The sequence below is a fragment of the Occallatibacter sp. genome (assembly GCF_035317045.1).
Taxonomy (GTDB): domain Bacteria; phylum Acidobacteriota; class Terriglobia; order Terriglobales; family Acidobacteriaceae; genus Telmatobacter.
Genome location: NZ_DATHHT010000006.1, coordinates 1 through 15,641 on the forward strand (window position 1 = coordinate 1; position 15,641 = coordinate 15,641).

The 15,641-nt window shown below is 58.4% G+C and carries 14 protein-coding genes; 4 read left to right on the forward strand and 10 right to left on the reverse strand.

Annotation, left to right across the window (positions count from 1 at the left end; genetic code table 11):
* The 9 genes from VK574_RS03065 to VK574_RS03105 form a co-directional block, all read right to left on the reverse strand.
* Positions 1 to 691 (reverse strand): GRP family sugar transporter (locus tag VK574_RS03065; protein ID WP_472798339.1); only part of this gene is annotated, 691 nt, incomplete at its 3' end.
* Positions 692 to 773: 82 nt separating this feature from the next.
* Positions 774 to 878, reverse strand: a complete 105-nt coding sequence (locus VK574_RS03070) for a translocated intimin receptor Tir (RefSeq protein WP_472798340.1) — start codon at positions 876 to 878, stop codon at positions 774 to 776.
* A 52-nt stretch (positions 879 to 930) separates the two neighbouring features.
* Complete coding sequence (locus VK574_RS03075; RefSeq protein WP_472798341.1) at positions 931 to 1,977, reverse strand: NAD(P)-dependent alcohol dehydrogenase; 1,047 nt, start codon at positions 1,975 to 1,977, stop codon at positions 931 to 933.
* Positions 1,978 to 2,094: 117 nt separating this feature from the next.
* The gene (prmC, locus tag VK574_RS03080) at positions 2,095 to 3,042 is read right to left on the reverse strand and encodes a peptide chain release factor N(5)-glutamine methyltransferase (RefSeq protein WP_472798342.1); all 948 of its coding nucleotides are present in this window, start codon (positions 3,040 to 3,042) and stop codon (positions 2,095 to 2,097) included.
* Positions 3,042 to 4,118 (reverse strand): peptide chain release factor 1, encoded by a 1,077-nt coding sequence (gene prfA / locus VK574_RS03085; protein WP_472798343.1) that lies wholly within the window; start codon positions 4,116 to 4,118, stop codon positions 3,042 to 3,044. The genes prmC and prfA overlap by 1 nt, the downstream gene beginning before the upstream one ends.
* A 205-nt stretch (positions 4,119 to 4,323) precedes the next feature.
* A complete protein-coding gene (locus tag VK574_RS03090) occupies positions 4,324 to 4,980 on the reverse strand; it encodes a hypothetical protein (protein ID WP_472798344.1) in 657 nt (218 codons plus the stop codon).
* 59 nt (positions 4,981 to 5,039) lie between these two features.
* A complete protein-coding gene (locus tag VK574_RS03095; protein WP_472798345.1) occupies positions 5,040 to 7,226 on the reverse strand; it encodes a CocE/NonD family hydrolase in 2,187 nt (728 codons plus the stop codon).
* A 25-nt stretch (positions 7,227 to 7,251) separates the two neighbouring features.
* The gene (locus tag VK574_RS03100) at positions 7,252 to 8,208 is read right to left on the reverse strand and encodes a cation diffusion facilitator family transporter (RefSeq protein WP_472798346.1); all 957 of its coding nucleotides are present in this window, start codon (positions 8,206 to 8,208) and stop codon (positions 7,252 to 7,254) included.
* Between the two features lie 65 nt (positions 8,209 to 8,273).
* Positions 8,274 to 8,750, reverse strand: a complete 477-nt coding sequence (locus VK574_RS03105; protein ID WP_472798347.1) for a hypothetical protein — start codon at positions 8,748 to 8,750, stop codon at positions 8,274 to 8,276.
* Between the two features lie 170 nt (positions 8,751 to 8,920).
* Between VK574_RS03105 and VK574_RS03110 the strand changes: the two genes are divergently transcribed.
* Positions 8,921 to 9,562, forward strand: coding sequence for an NADPH-dependent F420 reductase (locus VK574_RS03110; RefSeq protein ID WP_472798348.1), 642 nt, complete (start codon positions 8,921 to 8,923; stop codon positions 9,560 to 9,562).
* Positions 9,559 to 10,131, forward strand: coding sequence for a GNAT family N-acetyltransferase (locus VK574_RS03115; RefSeq protein WP_472798349.1), 573 nt, complete (start codon positions 9,559 to 9,561; stop codon positions 10,129 to 10,131). Before VK574_RS03110 ends, VK574_RS03115 begins: the two co-directional genes overlap by 4 nt.
* A gap of 209 nt (positions 10,132 to 10,340) precedes the next feature.
* Here the strand turns inward: VK574_RS03115 and VK574_RS03120 are convergent, their stop codons facing one another.
* Positions 10,341 to 11,555 (reverse strand): GNAT family N-acetyltransferase, encoded by a 1,215-nt coding sequence (locus tag VK574_RS03120; RefSeq protein WP_472798350.1) that lies wholly within the window; start codon positions 11,553 to 11,555, stop codon positions 10,341 to 10,343.
* A gap of 999 nt (positions 11,556 to 12,554) precedes the next feature.
* On the opposite strand from VK574_RS03120, the gene VK574_RS03125 reads away from it, so the two are divergent.
* Together VK574_RS03125 and VK574_RS03130 are read left to right on the forward strand one after the other, a co-directional pair.
* Positions 12,555 to 15,011: a 3-hydroxyacyl-CoA dehydrogenase/enoyl-CoA hydratase family protein gene (locus VK574_RS03125; protein WP_472798351.1), complete on the forward strand. Its 2,457-nt coding sequence runs from the start codon at positions 12,555 to 12,557 to the stop codon at positions 15,009 to 15,011.
* A gap of 1 nt (position 15,012) precedes the next feature.
* Positions 15,013 to 15,639 carry a hypothetical protein gene (locus VK574_RS03130; protein WP_472798352.1) on the forward strand — a complete coding sequence of 209 codons (627 nt, stop codon included), beginning with the start codon at positions 15,013 to 15,015 and terminating at the stop codon, positions 15,637 to 15,639.
* Positions 15,640 to 15,641: the final 2 nt, after the last annotated feature.

A 15,641-nucleotide genomic window follows, 5' to 3' on the forward strand; every position in this document is an offset into this window, starting at 1 on the left:
CATCGAGGGCGAGCACGAGGGCGATCATCGTGCCGAGTTCACCAACGGTAAATATGGTGACGAAAGAGAGCGGATTCATGCCGCTGATGTAGGCCTTGCGATAGGGGATGTACATGGTTCCCCACAGCAGGCTGGCTCCGATGGCGGCAAGGACTCCGCCAACCGCACGATTGTGCGCGCCGCCCGTGTGAATGGTGCTGAAGCCGAGCATGACGGCTGCCGCGACGATGGCCACCGCACCGAGAACGACCTTGGCAACGTTGATGCGGGTGGCACCTTTTAGCTCGCCGAAGAGCACCCGACCCCAAAGGATGCCGACGAGCGAATTGGTATTCCAAAGAGGAAAGGCGATGGCCAGGCCGACATCGCGAATGGCAAAGACGGTTAAGGTGTTGGCGACTGCCCAGAGCATGCCCGCGAGGATAGCGATGGGAATGAGGTGCTTGTTTTGGGCGAGATCGGCGAAGACCTGCCGCGTGCCTTTCAGCAGCGTGGGAACGCTCCAGCGCGCGGTGAAGACGCCGGCCACCATGCAGAGCGAGATGGCGTAGGGCGACAGGCCGGAGTTGACGAGTTTAGTGGGCGCTTCGGCCGCGCCGAGCCATACCCCGGCTGCCAGTCCGCAGACGACGCCGATGCCGTGAACAGACCTGATGGGGGGAGCCGGATTGGTGCGAGCTACTTCGCTCATGCTTGCTGGACTTTCTCCCTTGATTCGATTTTCACGACACCCATTGCAATTTCGCCAGTAACGAAAGTCCGATGTTTTTGATTCAATGCAGCACGATGAGCAGCGCGAGACCAAAACAGAAGACGACGACTGGTATCACGAAGTGTGTGTCGGTCAGAATGGATTTTGTCTTCGTCAGAGTGGTCATCGGATTCCTCTTGGATTGTCTTGGTCTCGTGCGTGTGCGACGGGTGAGCGAGTTATCGTAGCGAACTCATGTCGATTACGAAACGATATTTCACATCCTGCTTCAACATGCGCTCGTAGGCTTCATTGATCTGCTGAATGGGGATGACTTCGACTTCGGAGACGATGCCGTTGCGGCCGCAGTAATCGAGCATCTCCTGGGTTTCGGGCATGCCGCCGATCATGGATCCGGCGATAGAGGCGCGTTTGGTGATGAGCGCAAACATGTTGATGGAGGGAGGCTTTTCAGGCAGGCCGACGAGCGTGATGGTGCCGTCCTGCTTGAGCAGCGAGAGGTAGGGATCGAGCGAGTGGGGGGCCGACGCGGTGTCGAGGATGAAGTCGAAGGTACCGGCCTGTTTTTTCATCTCCGCCGCGTCGGTGGAGAGAATGACTTCGTCTGCGCCGAGCTTGAGGGCGTCATCTTTTTTCTTCAGCGAGGTGGTGAGTTGCACGGTGTGGGCGCCGAAGGAGTGCGCGAATTTCAGTCCCATGTGGCCGAGTCCACCGAGACCGACGATGCCGACTTTTTTGCCAGTACCAGCATTCCAGTGGCGCAGGGGCGAATAGGTAGTGATGCCGGCGCACAGCAGCGGAGCAACCGCCGCGGGATTGAGATTGGCGGGGACTGTGTGGGCGAACCGTTCGTCGACGATGTAGTTGCTGGAATAGCCGCCCATGGTGATGGAGCCGTCGACGCGGTCCTTGGCTGCGTATGTGAGGATGGAGCCTTCGATGCAGAAGTGTTCTTCCCCGCGGTTGCAGGGCTCGCAGTGGCGGCAGGAGTCGACGATGACACCGACGGCGGCGAGTTCTCCGAGTTTGAATTTTGTAACGGATTTGCCGGCGGCAGCGACGCGGCCGACGATCTCGTGACCGGGGACCATGGGATAGATGGCGTTGCCCCACTCATTGCGCGTCATGTGGAGGTCAGAGTGGCAGACGCCGCAATAGAGAATTTCGATTGCAATTTCAGAGGGGCCGGGCTCGCGGCGGTTGAAAGAGTGCGGAGCCAGCGGTGATTTGGAATCGAACGCAGCGTAGCCTTTGGATGAGGGCATGGAATGAATCCTTTCAGGAGACGAGTGTAAATCAGGCGCATGCAGAGTGATGATGGGGCGGGGTTCAGATTCGCAATTCTTCGGGGGCTGATTCGATGAATGAGATGACGAACGCGTTTATGTGCGCTCTGCGACGACGACCCGGGGGATGCCTTGCAGGTCGGGTGTGAATTCGATGTTGGTGAAACCTGTGGCAGCGAGAAGATCCTGGATCGCGGGATGCTGGCCGTAGCCGATTTCGAGGGCGATGAATCCGCCTGAGGCGAGAGCGGCGAAGGCTTGCGGGATGAGGCGGCGATAGATTTCCAGGCCGTCGTCGCCCGCGAAGAGAGCGAGGGATGGCTCGTGATCGCGCACTTCGACGGCGAGAGAATCGCGATCGGTGACGGGAACGTAGGGAGGATTGGAGACGATGAGGTCGAAGGTTTCGCCGGCGACTGGGTCGAGAAGATCGCCGTGAAGGAAGCGGATGCAGTCAGCGAATCCGAGTTTTTCGGCGCTCGAACGAGCGACTTCGAGAGCGGATAATGATGCGTCGGTAGCGGTAATCTCGGCTTCGCCCCAATCGTGCGCGATGCTGATGGCGATGCATCCAGAGCCGGTGCCGACGTCGAGGACGCGAGGCGGCCAGCTAACTTGACCAGGATCTCCCTCTCTGGGTGTCCTTTCCCCGTTGCGAAATGCGGGGCGGATCTTGCGAATCGAAAAGAACTTGGTTGGCCTACGATCGAGCGCCGGAATCAGCTGGACGGCTTTCTCAACGAGGTGCTCGGTTTCGGGGCGGGGGATGAGCACGTCGGGTGTGACGCGAAACGGCATTCTGTAGAACTCGACTTCGCCGGTGATGTATTGGATGGGTTCGCCTTTGCGGCGGCGTTCGAGCAGGCCGGCGTAGCGGATGGCGGAGCATCCGGCGAAGTCGTCTTCTGCGTGAGCTATGAGCCAGGCTTTGTCTTTGCCAATCAAATGCAGCAACAATGTCTCGGCATCGCGCTTCGCACGCTCGGGATGGGGGCCCGCGCTGAGCTGCGACTCACCGTACTCGAGAAAGTCGCGCAGCGTCATCAAGCTGCCTGGTCGTTGTCGGCTTTGAGTTGCTCGGCCTGGTAGTGCGCGACGAGGGCGTCGACGATAGGTTGAAGGCGGCCTTCCATGATCAGGTCGAGCTGGTGCAGGGTCAAGCCGATGCGGTGGTCGGTGAGGCGGTTCTGCGGGAAGTTGTAGGTGCGAACCTTCTCGCTGCGGTCACCGGAGCCAACCTGGGATTTGCGGGCCGCGGCGAGCTCGGCGTTCTGCTTTTCCATTTCCTGCTCGTAGAGGCGGGAACGAAGGACGCGCATACCCTTTTCGCGATTCTTGATCTGCGATTTTTCGTCCTGGCAACTGACCACGGTGTTGGTGGGGATGTGGGTGATGCGGACCGCGGAGTAAGTCGTGTTGACCGACTGGCCGCCAGGACCGGAGGAGCAGAAGGTGTCAATGCGAATGTCCTTGGCTTCGATCTTGATGTCAACATCTTCGGCCTCAGGAAGGACGGCGACCGTGATGGCAGAGGTGTGGACGCGGCCTTGCGTTTCCGTCGCGGGAACACGCTGGACGCGATGCACGCCGCTCTCCCACTTGAGCTGGGAGTAGACGCGCTTGCCTTCGATGATGGCGATGACTTCCTTGTATCCGCCTACGCCGGATTCCGACATCGACAGGACTTCAACTTTCCAGCGGTGCTGCTCCGCAAAGCGGGTATACATGCGGAAGACCTCGGCGGCAAAGAGAGAGGCTTCGTCGCCGCCTGTGCCGGCGCGAATTTCAAGGATGACGTTCTTCTCGTCGAGGGGATCTTTGGGGATCAGCAGGATCTTGATTTCTTCTTCAATGGCAGCGGCGCGGGGCTCGAGAGCAGCGATTTCTTCTCCCGCCATGGCGCGCAGGTCGGGGTCGGTCTCGGCGAGCATGGCGCGGGCTTCGGTCAGACCCTGCTGCACTTGTTTCAACTCGCGATACTTCTCGACCGGCTCTTCGATCTCGCGCAGGGACTTGGCGGTCTTCTGATATTTCTCGTGGTCGTTCAAAACTTCAGGCAACGAAAACTGCGCCTGCAGGTCGTTGTAGCGTTGCTCCATTTGTTCCAGGCGATCCAGCATGGCGTGCCCTCCGGGCTCTTGCGTTTTTGGAATGGTTTTTCGACGGGAAGGGGCGCAGAACATTGTAGGCGGCGGGCGCCGCTAGAGGAGAGCCGGGATGGGTTGATGGAGGGCCATTGCGCTGTACTGATTGTACCCGGTTTTTGGATGCGGGGGATTACCTTGCGGATTCTTCGCATTCGCGACCGGGCCAAGTCAATCACTGTCAGTCGAGCGGCACGACGGTCGGCCAATGCAGAAAGTGGTCTTCATCGCCAAGCATGATCCGTGCCGGATTGAGGGCCAAACTGCTGCCCAGCGCAAAACCAGGGTAGTCGACATCGTCGCGCAATTCGAATACAAGCTTTGTCTCCAATGTTTGGCCGGGCGCAACCTCGGCATCAAGGCCGGGAAAGGGCGCTCCATTCGCAGGGGAGAGTGCGTGCATGCCCTGCGTGGACACCTCGTACACCCGGCCGCCTCGATCAATGAGCACGCCCTTGCGGCCGATCTCCCGTTGCACCCGCCCGCGCGAGTGGTTGGAAATGCGGACATCCACCAGGTAGAACGCCTTCCCTGCATTCGTTGAAGGAATTCGATTCCATCCCATAACCGCAAAACACATTTCGTCGAAGCAGCGGTCCTCACCGAGCGACATGATGTGCTGCGGTGTCATGAGCGCTATCGCGGTTCCGATTCCCAGATATACGACCCACGCACCGACGATCACAGCGAGGGAGCGAAGAGCGAAGACTCGGCGGTGGAATGCAAAGGCTGCAAGGGCAGCCGCGATGCCCGCAACTGTTGCGAGCACCATAAGAATCAAGAGCAGGTCGAATGCGGTCATCTCGACTCCCTGATAGGTAAGTCGTAGATATCTCACACAGTCTGGAGATATCTCCCGCATTATACTTTAAGATGCAAAGTATAGGCCAGCTGACGTCAGAAGCACGCAATATGGTCGCAGGCGTTCATCAGGGGAAGCTGCAGACTTGAGTCATGATCCGGGTCGGAGTAGATCGTGATGGTCGCGGCTTTGTAATCCTCCGGCCTGGCGGTCATGATGTTGGGCACAAAGGTCTGCGGGTTGCGGTCGTAGAGCGGGAACCAAGTGCTCTGAATCTCCACCATGACGGTGTGGCCGGCCTTGAAGACGTGATCTACGTCGTGCAGGCTGTAGCGGTACTCCTTCACAGAGCCGGCGCGCAAGGGGGTCGGCTTCTCGAAGCTGTCGAGATAGCGGCCGCGGAAAATCTCCTCGTTGGTCATCAACTGGTAGCCACGCATCTTTGGGTCTGGATCGTCGTCGGGGTACTGGTCGATGAGCTTGACGACCATATCGTTGTCGGAACTGGTCGTGGAGGCGAAGATGTCGGCCAGCACCTCGCCGGTGACGATGAGGTCTTTTTTGAGCAAGGGGAGCTTCCAGACGGCTACGTCTTTGCGATCGGTGACGAAGCGCTGGTCTTCGGTGAGCCAGTTGAACCACTGCGAGCCCTCGCTGTAGGTGACTTGGATGGGGCGTTGACGGTAGGGCACGGGATTTGCCGGATCGCTCTGGTAAGTGGTCTTGGCGGGCTCCTTGGTGTCGCTCCAGCTAAGCTGCCCGTCGCCGACGAGGTGAAGGCTGGTAGGTTGAGCTTCTTTCGGAGGGAAATGTGCGTAGTACTTCCAGGTATTCGATCCGGTCTGGAAGCTGGCGGTATCTTCGAGATTGAATCCCGGTTCATCCTTCAAGTAGTGTCCGAAAAACTTCGCTTCAATCTGCGCGCGAAATTCCTTGCCGATGGGTTCGCCATAATTCAGATTGCCGAGGTGGCGCGATGAGGAAGACCAATAGCCGTGCCGCCAGGGGCCGAGGACAAGGAAGTTTTCATGATTGCTGTCATGGGGCTCGAGCTTTGTGTACTCCTCCTGCGGTCCCCACATGTCCTCCTGGTCGTAATAGCCGCCAACGCTCAGGGTTGGAACGGAGACCTTGTCGAGGTGACTCTCAACGGCGCGTGAGGACCAGACGGAGTCGTAGCTGGGATGGTCAAGGAAGAGCTTCCAGCTGGGAAAAGGCTCCTTGATGCCGGATTTCTTGACGTCTTCGGCAAACGAACCGCGTCCGAGGAAGTAGTCGTAGCCATCGACGGGTTTTCCGTCCTTATCTTTACCGTAGCTGACGTCGGCGCTCTCCTTGTTCGACTCCATGCCGTAGACGTAGTCGTAGCCGTAGGTCTGGCGAAATGCGCCGTTGTGAAAGAAGTCATCGCCCATCCAGACGTCGATCATGGGGGCCTGCGGCGAAACCGCTTTTACGGCTGGATGCGGATCGATGCCGGCGGCCATGGCAAGGAAGCCCGGGTAGCTGGTGCCGACAAAGCCGGCGCGGCCGTTGTTGCCGGAGACGTTCTTGAGCAGCCAGTCGACGGTATCGTAGGTGTCGGTACTTTCATCGACGGCTTTTGTGTTGCTATGGTCGACTTCGGGGCGGCTCATTACAAACTGGCCTTCGCTCTTGAAGCGGCCGCGGATGTCGCCACAGACGTAGAGGTATCCGTCGCGGGCCAGTTCAGGGCGGCTGCCTGAGAAGGATGCGCGGTTGGTTCCGTCGCAGCCATAAGGAGTGCGCTGGATGAGGAAGGGGAGCGGCGTAGTGATGTCGGCGGGCTTGAGGATGACGACATGGAGCTTGATGCCGTCACGCATGGGGATCATGGATTCGGTTCGCTGGTAATCGTGGAAGATGTGGTGAACAGCGTCTCCGGTGCGCTTGAGAACAACCGCGGAATCGTTGGACGGGATCATCGTTGCGCCGTGACCGGCGGCATCCAGCGTGAACTTGAGGGTTATCTTGGTTCCAGAGATAGCGAAGTCGGTCGGCGAGTTTGTTATCAGCGCAGTGGGGACCTGGCGTTCGGATTCAAGGACGAGCTTGCCGTCGTGGACGTAGAAGCTGACGGGGGTGTCGGGGTCGCCAGGGTCGGTGTATTCGCCGGAAAGAGCATCGAGTTGAGCGGCAGTCGGCGGGCTGGCCTGAAGAGGCGTAGCGGCGATCGCAATTGGTGCGGATTGCATAGCCTTGCTGGTTGAGAGAAAGATTGCAAAGCACAGGGCAACAAGAGCAACTCGACGTCGAGTCAAGGCAGGGACCTCCGAATAGAGCTAATTAGTGCGCGTGGCCGTGATGGCCGTGAGCGACCGGGCTGGACATTTCTTCAATGGGAACTACGCAGCCGTGGAGCTCTTCGCATCCTTCGTGTTCAAACTGAATTGTAGAGTGCTGAATGGAGAAGTGATCGCGCAAAACGTGATTCAGCTTGACCAGGATGCATGCGCTTTCGGAGGGCGGAATGTCGGCGATGCAGACATGGCAGGCTAGCGCATGGCTGTTGGAGCCGAGGCTCCAGACGTGCAGGTCATGGACGTTGCGAACGCCGTCGACGTCCTGCATTCCTGCCCGGATTTCGCTGAGCGAGATGCCGCGCGGCGTGCCTTCGAGAAGGATGTTGAGGGTTTCGCGCACGATGTCGAAGCTGGTCCACAGGATCAGGGCAGCAATCAGGAGCGACAGTATCGGGTCGATCCAATTGCGCCCGGTGAAGAGGATGCCGGCTCCTCCGGCGATGACTGCCGCGGTCGAAAGCGTGTCGCCCGCCATGTGGAGAAAGGCGCTGCGCATGTTGACGTCGCGGGCCACTCCCCAGAGGAGCGCGGCGATTACGCCATTCATCAGCACGCCGGCGGCGGCTACCACCATCATCAATTTTGGTTGTACGGCGACGGGAGCGCTCAGGCGATGGATGGCTTCGACGGCGATCCAGACGGAGATGACGATGAGCGTGGCGGCATTGACGAAGGCAGCCAGTACGCCCGCGCGCTGGTAACCGAATGTCTTGGAGTGGGTGGCGGGGCGCGTTTGGAAATAGACAGCAACAAAACTGAGCAGGAGCGCCAGGAAATCGGAGACGTTGTGGCCCGATTCCGAGAGCAGTGCAAGGGAATGCGCGCGCAGTCCAGCGATGAGGGTGATTACCACGTAGGCCAGCGTGGCGACGAGCGAGAAACGCAGTACGGATTGTGTCCTGGATGCGCCGGCAGACCCAGGCGCGGCGTGGACATGCATACTGAAAGTGTAAACGGGGTTGGGTATGGCGCGCTAATGGTTGCAGGGGTTCTGGTGCACGCCTGCTAACCCCGATCCGGACGCAACTCTCCCAGATCGTTGTGCTTTGATGGATCGCGGTGCGGAAACACCGGCAGGCTCGATCGGAGTCCCGACCAGGATTCCGAGATGACGATGCTGTTTTGGGGGTTGCCGGTCTGGTAGCGGACGGAGCAGGGGAAGCCGGCGCGCATCTCTCCGGGATCGACCACGTCGAGCAGGGTGGTGATGTCCTGCGAACACTCGTAGTCCACGCCGGCGCTTCGATAGCTGTACTCCAGCATGGTCAGGGATCGACCTTCCTCGATGCTTATCTCACGGATGTCGAGCAACATACCATCGATGACGCGACCCGTTAAGGCAAGCATTTTGCGGCGTGCTCGCTCCAACTCCTCTTCTGTCGGTCGCTTGCGCCGCAGATAGAAGACCGCACCAACGGCCAGGCCGGCGATCAGGGTTACACCGGCTGTCGTTTCCCAGGCGTTTCTGGTAAGAAAGTTCATCGCGGGGGAGATCGAGAATGATCCCAATTTGAGCATACCGCAGAGTGGACTCTTTCGTACCACAGGGAGAGAGACCGTCGCTATCCGAAGGTACTGCCTGGTCTATTCCGGTTCTTGTTCTTGATCCCCTTCATCCGATGCATCTAAACTCGCGTGATCGGAGGTGTGGGATGAAGGTGGGCGTGCTTGGATCGGGCGACGTTGCGAAGACACTGGCCGGCGGGTTCCTGAAGCATGGTCACGCAGTGAAGGTGGGTAGCCGGAGTCCTGCGAAACTGGTGGATTGGGCGGCTGAATCAAGGGGTGGCTCAACCGGGACGTTCGCAGAGGCAGCCGCGTTCGGCGAACTGGTGGTACTGGCGGTGAAGGGGAAAGCGGCTGCCGAAGCGCTGACGCTGGCGGGAATGAAGAATCTGGCAGGGAAGACGGTGATCGACGCCTGTAACCCGATCGAGGATGCTCCGCCGGAGAAAGGCGTGCTCCGCTTCTTTACCGACATCAACCTGTCACTGATGGAGACGTTGCAGCGCCAATTTGTTGATGCGCGTTTTGTGAAGGCCTACAACTCGGTGGGCGCTCCCTGCATGATCAACCCCGATTTTGCAAGCGGCAGGCCTACGATGTTCATCTGCGGCAACGACGAGGGCGCTAAGAAGCAGGTGAAGCAGATCAACGAGCAATTCGGCTGGGAGACGGCGGACATGGGCGCGGCCGAGGCAGCGCGTGCGATCGAACCGCTGTGCATGCTATGGTGCATTCCCGGCTTCATCCGCAACGACTGGATGCATGCCTTCAAGTTACTGACGAAATGACTGACGGCGCTAAGAAAATCGGGACCGAGCGGTTGATTCTGAGGAAATGGCGTGAAAGCGATCGCGAACCGTTCTCGAAGATGAATTGCGATCCGTTGGTGATGGAGCACTTTCCAGCGTTGCTGTCGCGTGAGGATAGCGATGCATTGGTCGATTTCGCCGAGGCGCATCTTGAACAGCACGGATTCGGACCCTGGGCTGCGGAACTGCGCGAATCGCAGGAATTCATCGGATACGTCGGCCTTGTTATTCCCCGATTCGAAGCATCATTCACACCATGCGTTGAAATCGGCTGGCGGCTGGCGCGGAAATATTGGGGCAAAGGACTGGCAACCGAGGGCGCGCGCGCCCTGGCTAGTCACGGGTTTGAAGTTCAGAGGCTGCTCGAACTAGTTTCTTTTACAGTTCCATCGAATGTGCGCTCGTTGCGCGTCATGCAGAAGCTCGGGATGACCCATGACCCTCGCGACGACTTCGATCACCCTTCAATTCCAGCGGGCCATCCGCTCCAGCGTCACGTGCTCTACCGGCTCAAACGGGATGACTGGATGACTGCGAATGCGCGCTAGTTCGTCAAAACAACCATAAAGTGCCCGAAAGGCCAATACTCACCTGTTTCCAGCTGAGAGTTGCGGCCGCGGAGGCTGACGAGCCAAGCGTCTCGCACTGTTTACTTGGTTTACTGGCCCGTGAGGCGATTACCCAAGACCATCAATGAAGTGCCGTGATCAGGCGAAAGCCCAAACAGGCCGACGTCTTGTCGAACCTATCATTCAAGCTATTGCAGAGTTGGATCGAAAGGATCGTTAAGTTGAGCAGAGGGAGTGGGAGTCTCCTTGAGATTAGTCTTGGCAAGCCATACAGCCTTAAATGCCAGACTAGGCGGCGCAAGGCGCGCGGCAAGCTCAAGAAAACGAGCGGGCCTCAAAAAGCGGTTCGGCTTATCCAGATAGAGAATTACAGTCGGGACATTGCGACAATAGCGTTTCAGCGGTTCACCGACACCACGAATGAAAACAATGGACTGAAAACCACGTCGAATGAGCGATTCGATCAAATACCCCCGTAAGACCACCGACAGCGAGTCCGCTCGATGTTCCTGGTCCCGGTTCATTTGGAACCGCACAGTCGCTTGGTCACGGACGTACCATCCGCCCAGAGTCGCAAGCCACTCGCCGCTGTTCGAACGCAACCCGATCAGCATCGGCCGATCTGCAGCTAAACACATCCTCACATCAATCTCTACGCGCTTGCTCTTTGCTGGAATCGATGATTTTCCGATTAGCTCACGGGTGGCAGTGCGAAACTCTGGAATCGTCAACGGCTCAACATATGCGTGCCCTTGCGTTTCGAACTGGCGCCGATAGTAGCGAAAGTTCCGGCGCGTGTGTGATCCCATCTGGCTCAGAAGTGCTTCATAACTGGAGGGCAGTGCGAGCATTGCGTTAGTGGAATATTCGCGATACGAGGCAACTGCGCCGATCGGACTTACGATTCTTTCACCAGCATAGAGTTCATATTCCGTGTAAGGGATGGCGAGTCTAATGCCAAGTACCGTTTTAAAGGTCAGGAGATGTGACAGAGCGCTGCTCCATACTGCTTCCTGTTCTTCCGGTTTGCATGCGATGATCGGACCGTCACTTGCATCACCGCAGATCAAGCCCGTACGAAACCCCGCAAGCTTAAGCTCTTTTGCGTAGAACAAGCCAATGACAGCGCCTGCGCGCCTCACCACTACCACTCGTGGAAATGAGCCTTCTTGCGGAATTGAATTCAAGAAGAACTGAGGGCTGAGCGTCCCCAATTCATCGCCGATTATCCGCTTGGCGCTAGTGGCGAGGCTCATGATGTCTTTGGGGTTGAAGACGCTCTCTGCGACATATTGTTCGGATTTCGGAACGGCGACTAAGCGTGTCGAGATACGCTCCACATTTGGCTTTGGTATTTCATCGCGCTCCGACCGATAATCCTTGGGCAGGTGATTGGAAGACATGCGTTGAGAACTCCGAAACTTTGTTGTTTTCTAACGATCGAACGGCTCAAAACATGAGATATGGGCCGCCTCTCATATTTAGAACGTCGTCCTGTGGCTGTGCATATTTGACAATGAACCGGATCCTGATTCGGCGCATTGCCTTCTCAATGGTCTGTCCGGAAGGTATGAGGACTAGCCACGAGACTGTAAGGACCGTCGCTACGGAGCGGGCGAATACTTCGTTCAGGCCGTCTGAGGTGGAGGTTGACGCAAGAGAATCATGATGCGTGATTCGAGCGGGCGTCGACTCCCTGCTTGCGATGAGGTGGACGATCGCTAACAGCGGAGAGTCGGAGGAGGGACGGAAGGTATTTCGACTGCACTGTCACCGAAGCGGGCGTTTAGTGCAATCTCGGAAGCCTCCCTTAATCGGAACGAGATCAGAGGTGCAATACCATCCGAATTCGTCTGCGCCACCTGGTGCGATTGCGCGTGAATTGCAAGAGGGGAGCTATTTCTTTGGAAGGCAGTATCGGGCAGGTCAATTTGAGGGGCAATCAAAACCGCCGCAATCGAGCCTAATAGCACGATCAGCAGGAGTGAGGTGAGCGGTGCTGATTTGAAGGAGTCCATAGAATACGGCACTACCCTTATGGCACTGGGTTTCTTCTAAATAGTATGTGAACCCCTTAAAAAGTTGTCAATGAGTTCACCGACGTTTCACGTTCACTTAAGTAGTATTGACAGCTTGCTCTGAGCTCGCGAGTGCATTGCGGTGGCCGCACAGACCATCTCAGTGCGCACAATACTCTTTCGGCTGGACTTGGCTAGCGCAAAAACTACCTTTTGGTTAGCGCTCGGGCACGATTTGGCCTCGATAGGACCAACCGATGACTGTTTTCGCATATTTCTTCAGTGCTACCCTCGCCTTGACCAGGCTAAGCGCACCTCGTATTCTCGGGAACGATTAAGGCGTATGCGCTGCATCGAGTAGCGCTTCCGCGGGGAGATGGCAGCATGAGTACGATTGCACCGTCAACTGCGCCCATTTATCTCTTTGCTGCTCAACCGCTCCTGGTGCGCCGGGCCGCAGTTCTGGGAGCCGGAACCATGGGCTCGCGCATCGCTGCACATCTTGCCAATGCAGGCATTCCTTCGTTGCTGCTCGACATGGTTCCCAGCGGGGATGGCTCGCGGAACAGGCTGGCAGAGTCGGCGCTGGCTGCTCTGGCCAAGTCAAAGCCCGCAGCATTTTACGAGGCATCGCTGGCGTCGATGGTCACTCCCGGCAACTTTGAAGACGACTTGCCGAAGCTGAAGCAATGCGACTGGGTCATCGAGGTGGTGGCGGAGAATCTTGAGATCAAGCGGGCGCTGCTGGATCGGGTTGTGCCGCACCTGGCGCCGCAGGCTGTGTTGAGCACAAACACCTCGGGATTGCCGATTGCGAAGATTGCGGCGGGATTGAAGTCGCACCGGGACCGTTTTTTCGGCACGCACTTTTTCAATCCTCCGCGGTATATGCAACTGCTGGAGATCATTCCTACGGCGGAGAGCGATGCGGCACTGATTGGCGCATTCGCGACGTTCGGGGATCGTGTGCTGGGCAAGCAGGTGGTGTTCGCGAACGATACGCCGAACTTTATCGGCAACCGCATTGGCGTCTTTGTGATGTTTCTTGCGTCGACGCTGATGCTGGAGCAGGGTCTGACGATCGAAGAAGTCGACGCACTGACGGGGCCGGCGCTTGGATTTCCGCGAACGGGAACATTTCGCCTGGCCGATATGGTGGGCATCGACATCCTTGCGCACGTCGCGGCGAATTTTCCGCAGGGAGTAACACCGGGAGGATTTGCGGAGAAGCTTCAGGAGATTGTGAAGCGCGGCTGGCTGGGCGACAAGTCGAAGCAGGGGTTCTATAAGAAGACGCGTGGCGCGGATGGTAAAGACGAACGCATGGTGCTCGACCTGGAGAACTTCGAATATCGCCCTTCGGTGAAGCCGGCGCTGCCTTCGCTGGAGATGGCGAAGAACGCAGCCACGGTGCAGGAGCGGATTAAGCTGCTGCTTGCGAATGATCCGAAGAAGGATAAGGCCGCAGCGTTTCTCTGGCCGTTTCTCTTGTCGCTGTGGAACTTTACTGCGGAGCGCATAGGCGATGCGGCGAACGATGCGCCGTCGATCGACCAGGCGATGCGGGCGGGGTTCAACTGGGAACTGGGCCCGTTTGAGCTTTGGGACGCGGCGGGAGTGCGCGAGTCTGCAGGCCGCATGAAGGCGTTGGGTATTCCGGTGAGCGAGGCCGTTAGGGGTCTTTTGGACTCTGCGCCTGAGACCTCTCCTGTTTCCTGGTATTCGCCGGACGGACCGCAGTGCTACAACCCAACGACCGGCGCGTGGGAGACGATCCCGCAACAGCCGGGGCACGCGCGCGTTGCCGATTTCCGTCGGAGCAATGGCGTGGTTCGGAGCAATCCAGGCGCATCGCTGGTGGATATCGGCGACGGCATCGGCTGCATCGAACTGCACTCGCTGAAGAACGCGATCGGCGGCGATGTGGTTGCGATGATTGCGTCGGTGCTGAATCCAACGTCGGAGGCGGTAAAGAACTTTCGCGGCTTTGTGATTAGCGGTGATCGCGACCGGTTCAGCGTCGGCGCGAACCTGATGCAACTGCTGCTGGGCGCTCAGGAGGGTGAGTGGGATGAGGTTGAGGGGGCTATTCGCGCGTTTCAGCAGATGTCGATGTCGATCAAGTTCTGCCCGCGGCCCGTGGTTGTTGCGCCGTTCAACCTGACGCTGGGCGGTGGTGCCGAGATCTCGCTGCACGCTGCGCGTCGGCAGGCACATGCGGAGACTTACATCGGGCTTGTGGAGACGGGCATCGGGCTGATTCCCGGAGGCGGCGGAACGAAGGAGATGCTGCTGCGCGCTGTAGATGCGGCTACTGCGCTCGCACCGCCCGATCCGAAGGACCCGCCATCGCGATTTGCGCAATCGGCCGAGATGAATTCGGCATTGAAACGGACGCTGGAGACGATTGCGATGGCGAAGGTGGCGACGTCCGCGGCAGAAGCGCGTGCATTGGGACTGCTGCTGCCGAGTGATGGAATTACGCTGAACCGGGAGCGGCTGCTGCTGGACGCCAAGGCGCAGGCGATTGCGCTGGCCGAGGCAGGCTATGTGGCTCCGCAGCCACGCGTGATTCCGGCGCCGGGTACGGCTTCGCTTGCTGTGCTGAATACCGGCGTCTTTTTGATGGGGGAGGCGGGGTTTGCCTCGGAACACGACATGAAGGTCGCGCGCTGGGTGGCGTACATCCTGTGCGGCGGCAAGGTCACGGCAGGTTCTCTGGTCGGAGAGCAGTACCTGCTCGACCTGGAACGTGAGGCGTTTATCTCGCTGTGTGGCGAACGCAAGACGCAGGAGCGAATCGCGTATACACTGAAGACCGGCAAGCCACTGCGCAATTGAAATGAAATTCGCAGCACTCATCGTGATTTCAGCGGCATCGTTGGCGCTCGCAACTGCGGGCGCACTCGCTCAGGAATCATCTCCCAGACAGCCGGATAGTTCGGGAAAATTCAACGAGTCGGGCAAAACGAGTATCGATGGCCGCATTGCTTCGTACCTGATCCGTCGGCTGCCGGCGAGTTCTTTTCCTGATCTGCCGGATGCGATCGCCGATGTTCTGGAGAAGCGCGGTTGCATGATTCCGCAGACGTTTCAGGCGCACCGGCCGGAAAACGTAATAAACGCAAGTTTGGAGCGCCCCGGATCGTCGGACTGGGCGGTGCTTTGTTCCACGCATGGCAATGTGGACCTGCTGGTGTTTTTTGCGCGCATTCCAAACAAGCCAGTGACGCTCGCATCGGTTCCGGAACTCGAACGCCTGCAGCGGCACGATTCCTCGGGAGTTCTGGGATTCGACTGGGGGATTGATCCTGCTTCACCGCGACAGATCCGCGAGGCGCAGGCTGGGATGGAGCACCATCCTCCGCAGCTCGATCACGACGCGCTTGAGGATGTCGTTCTGAACCAGAAGACGGTGTATCGCTTCTATACGCATAGCGCGTGGACGGTAGTAGATACGTCGGACTAATT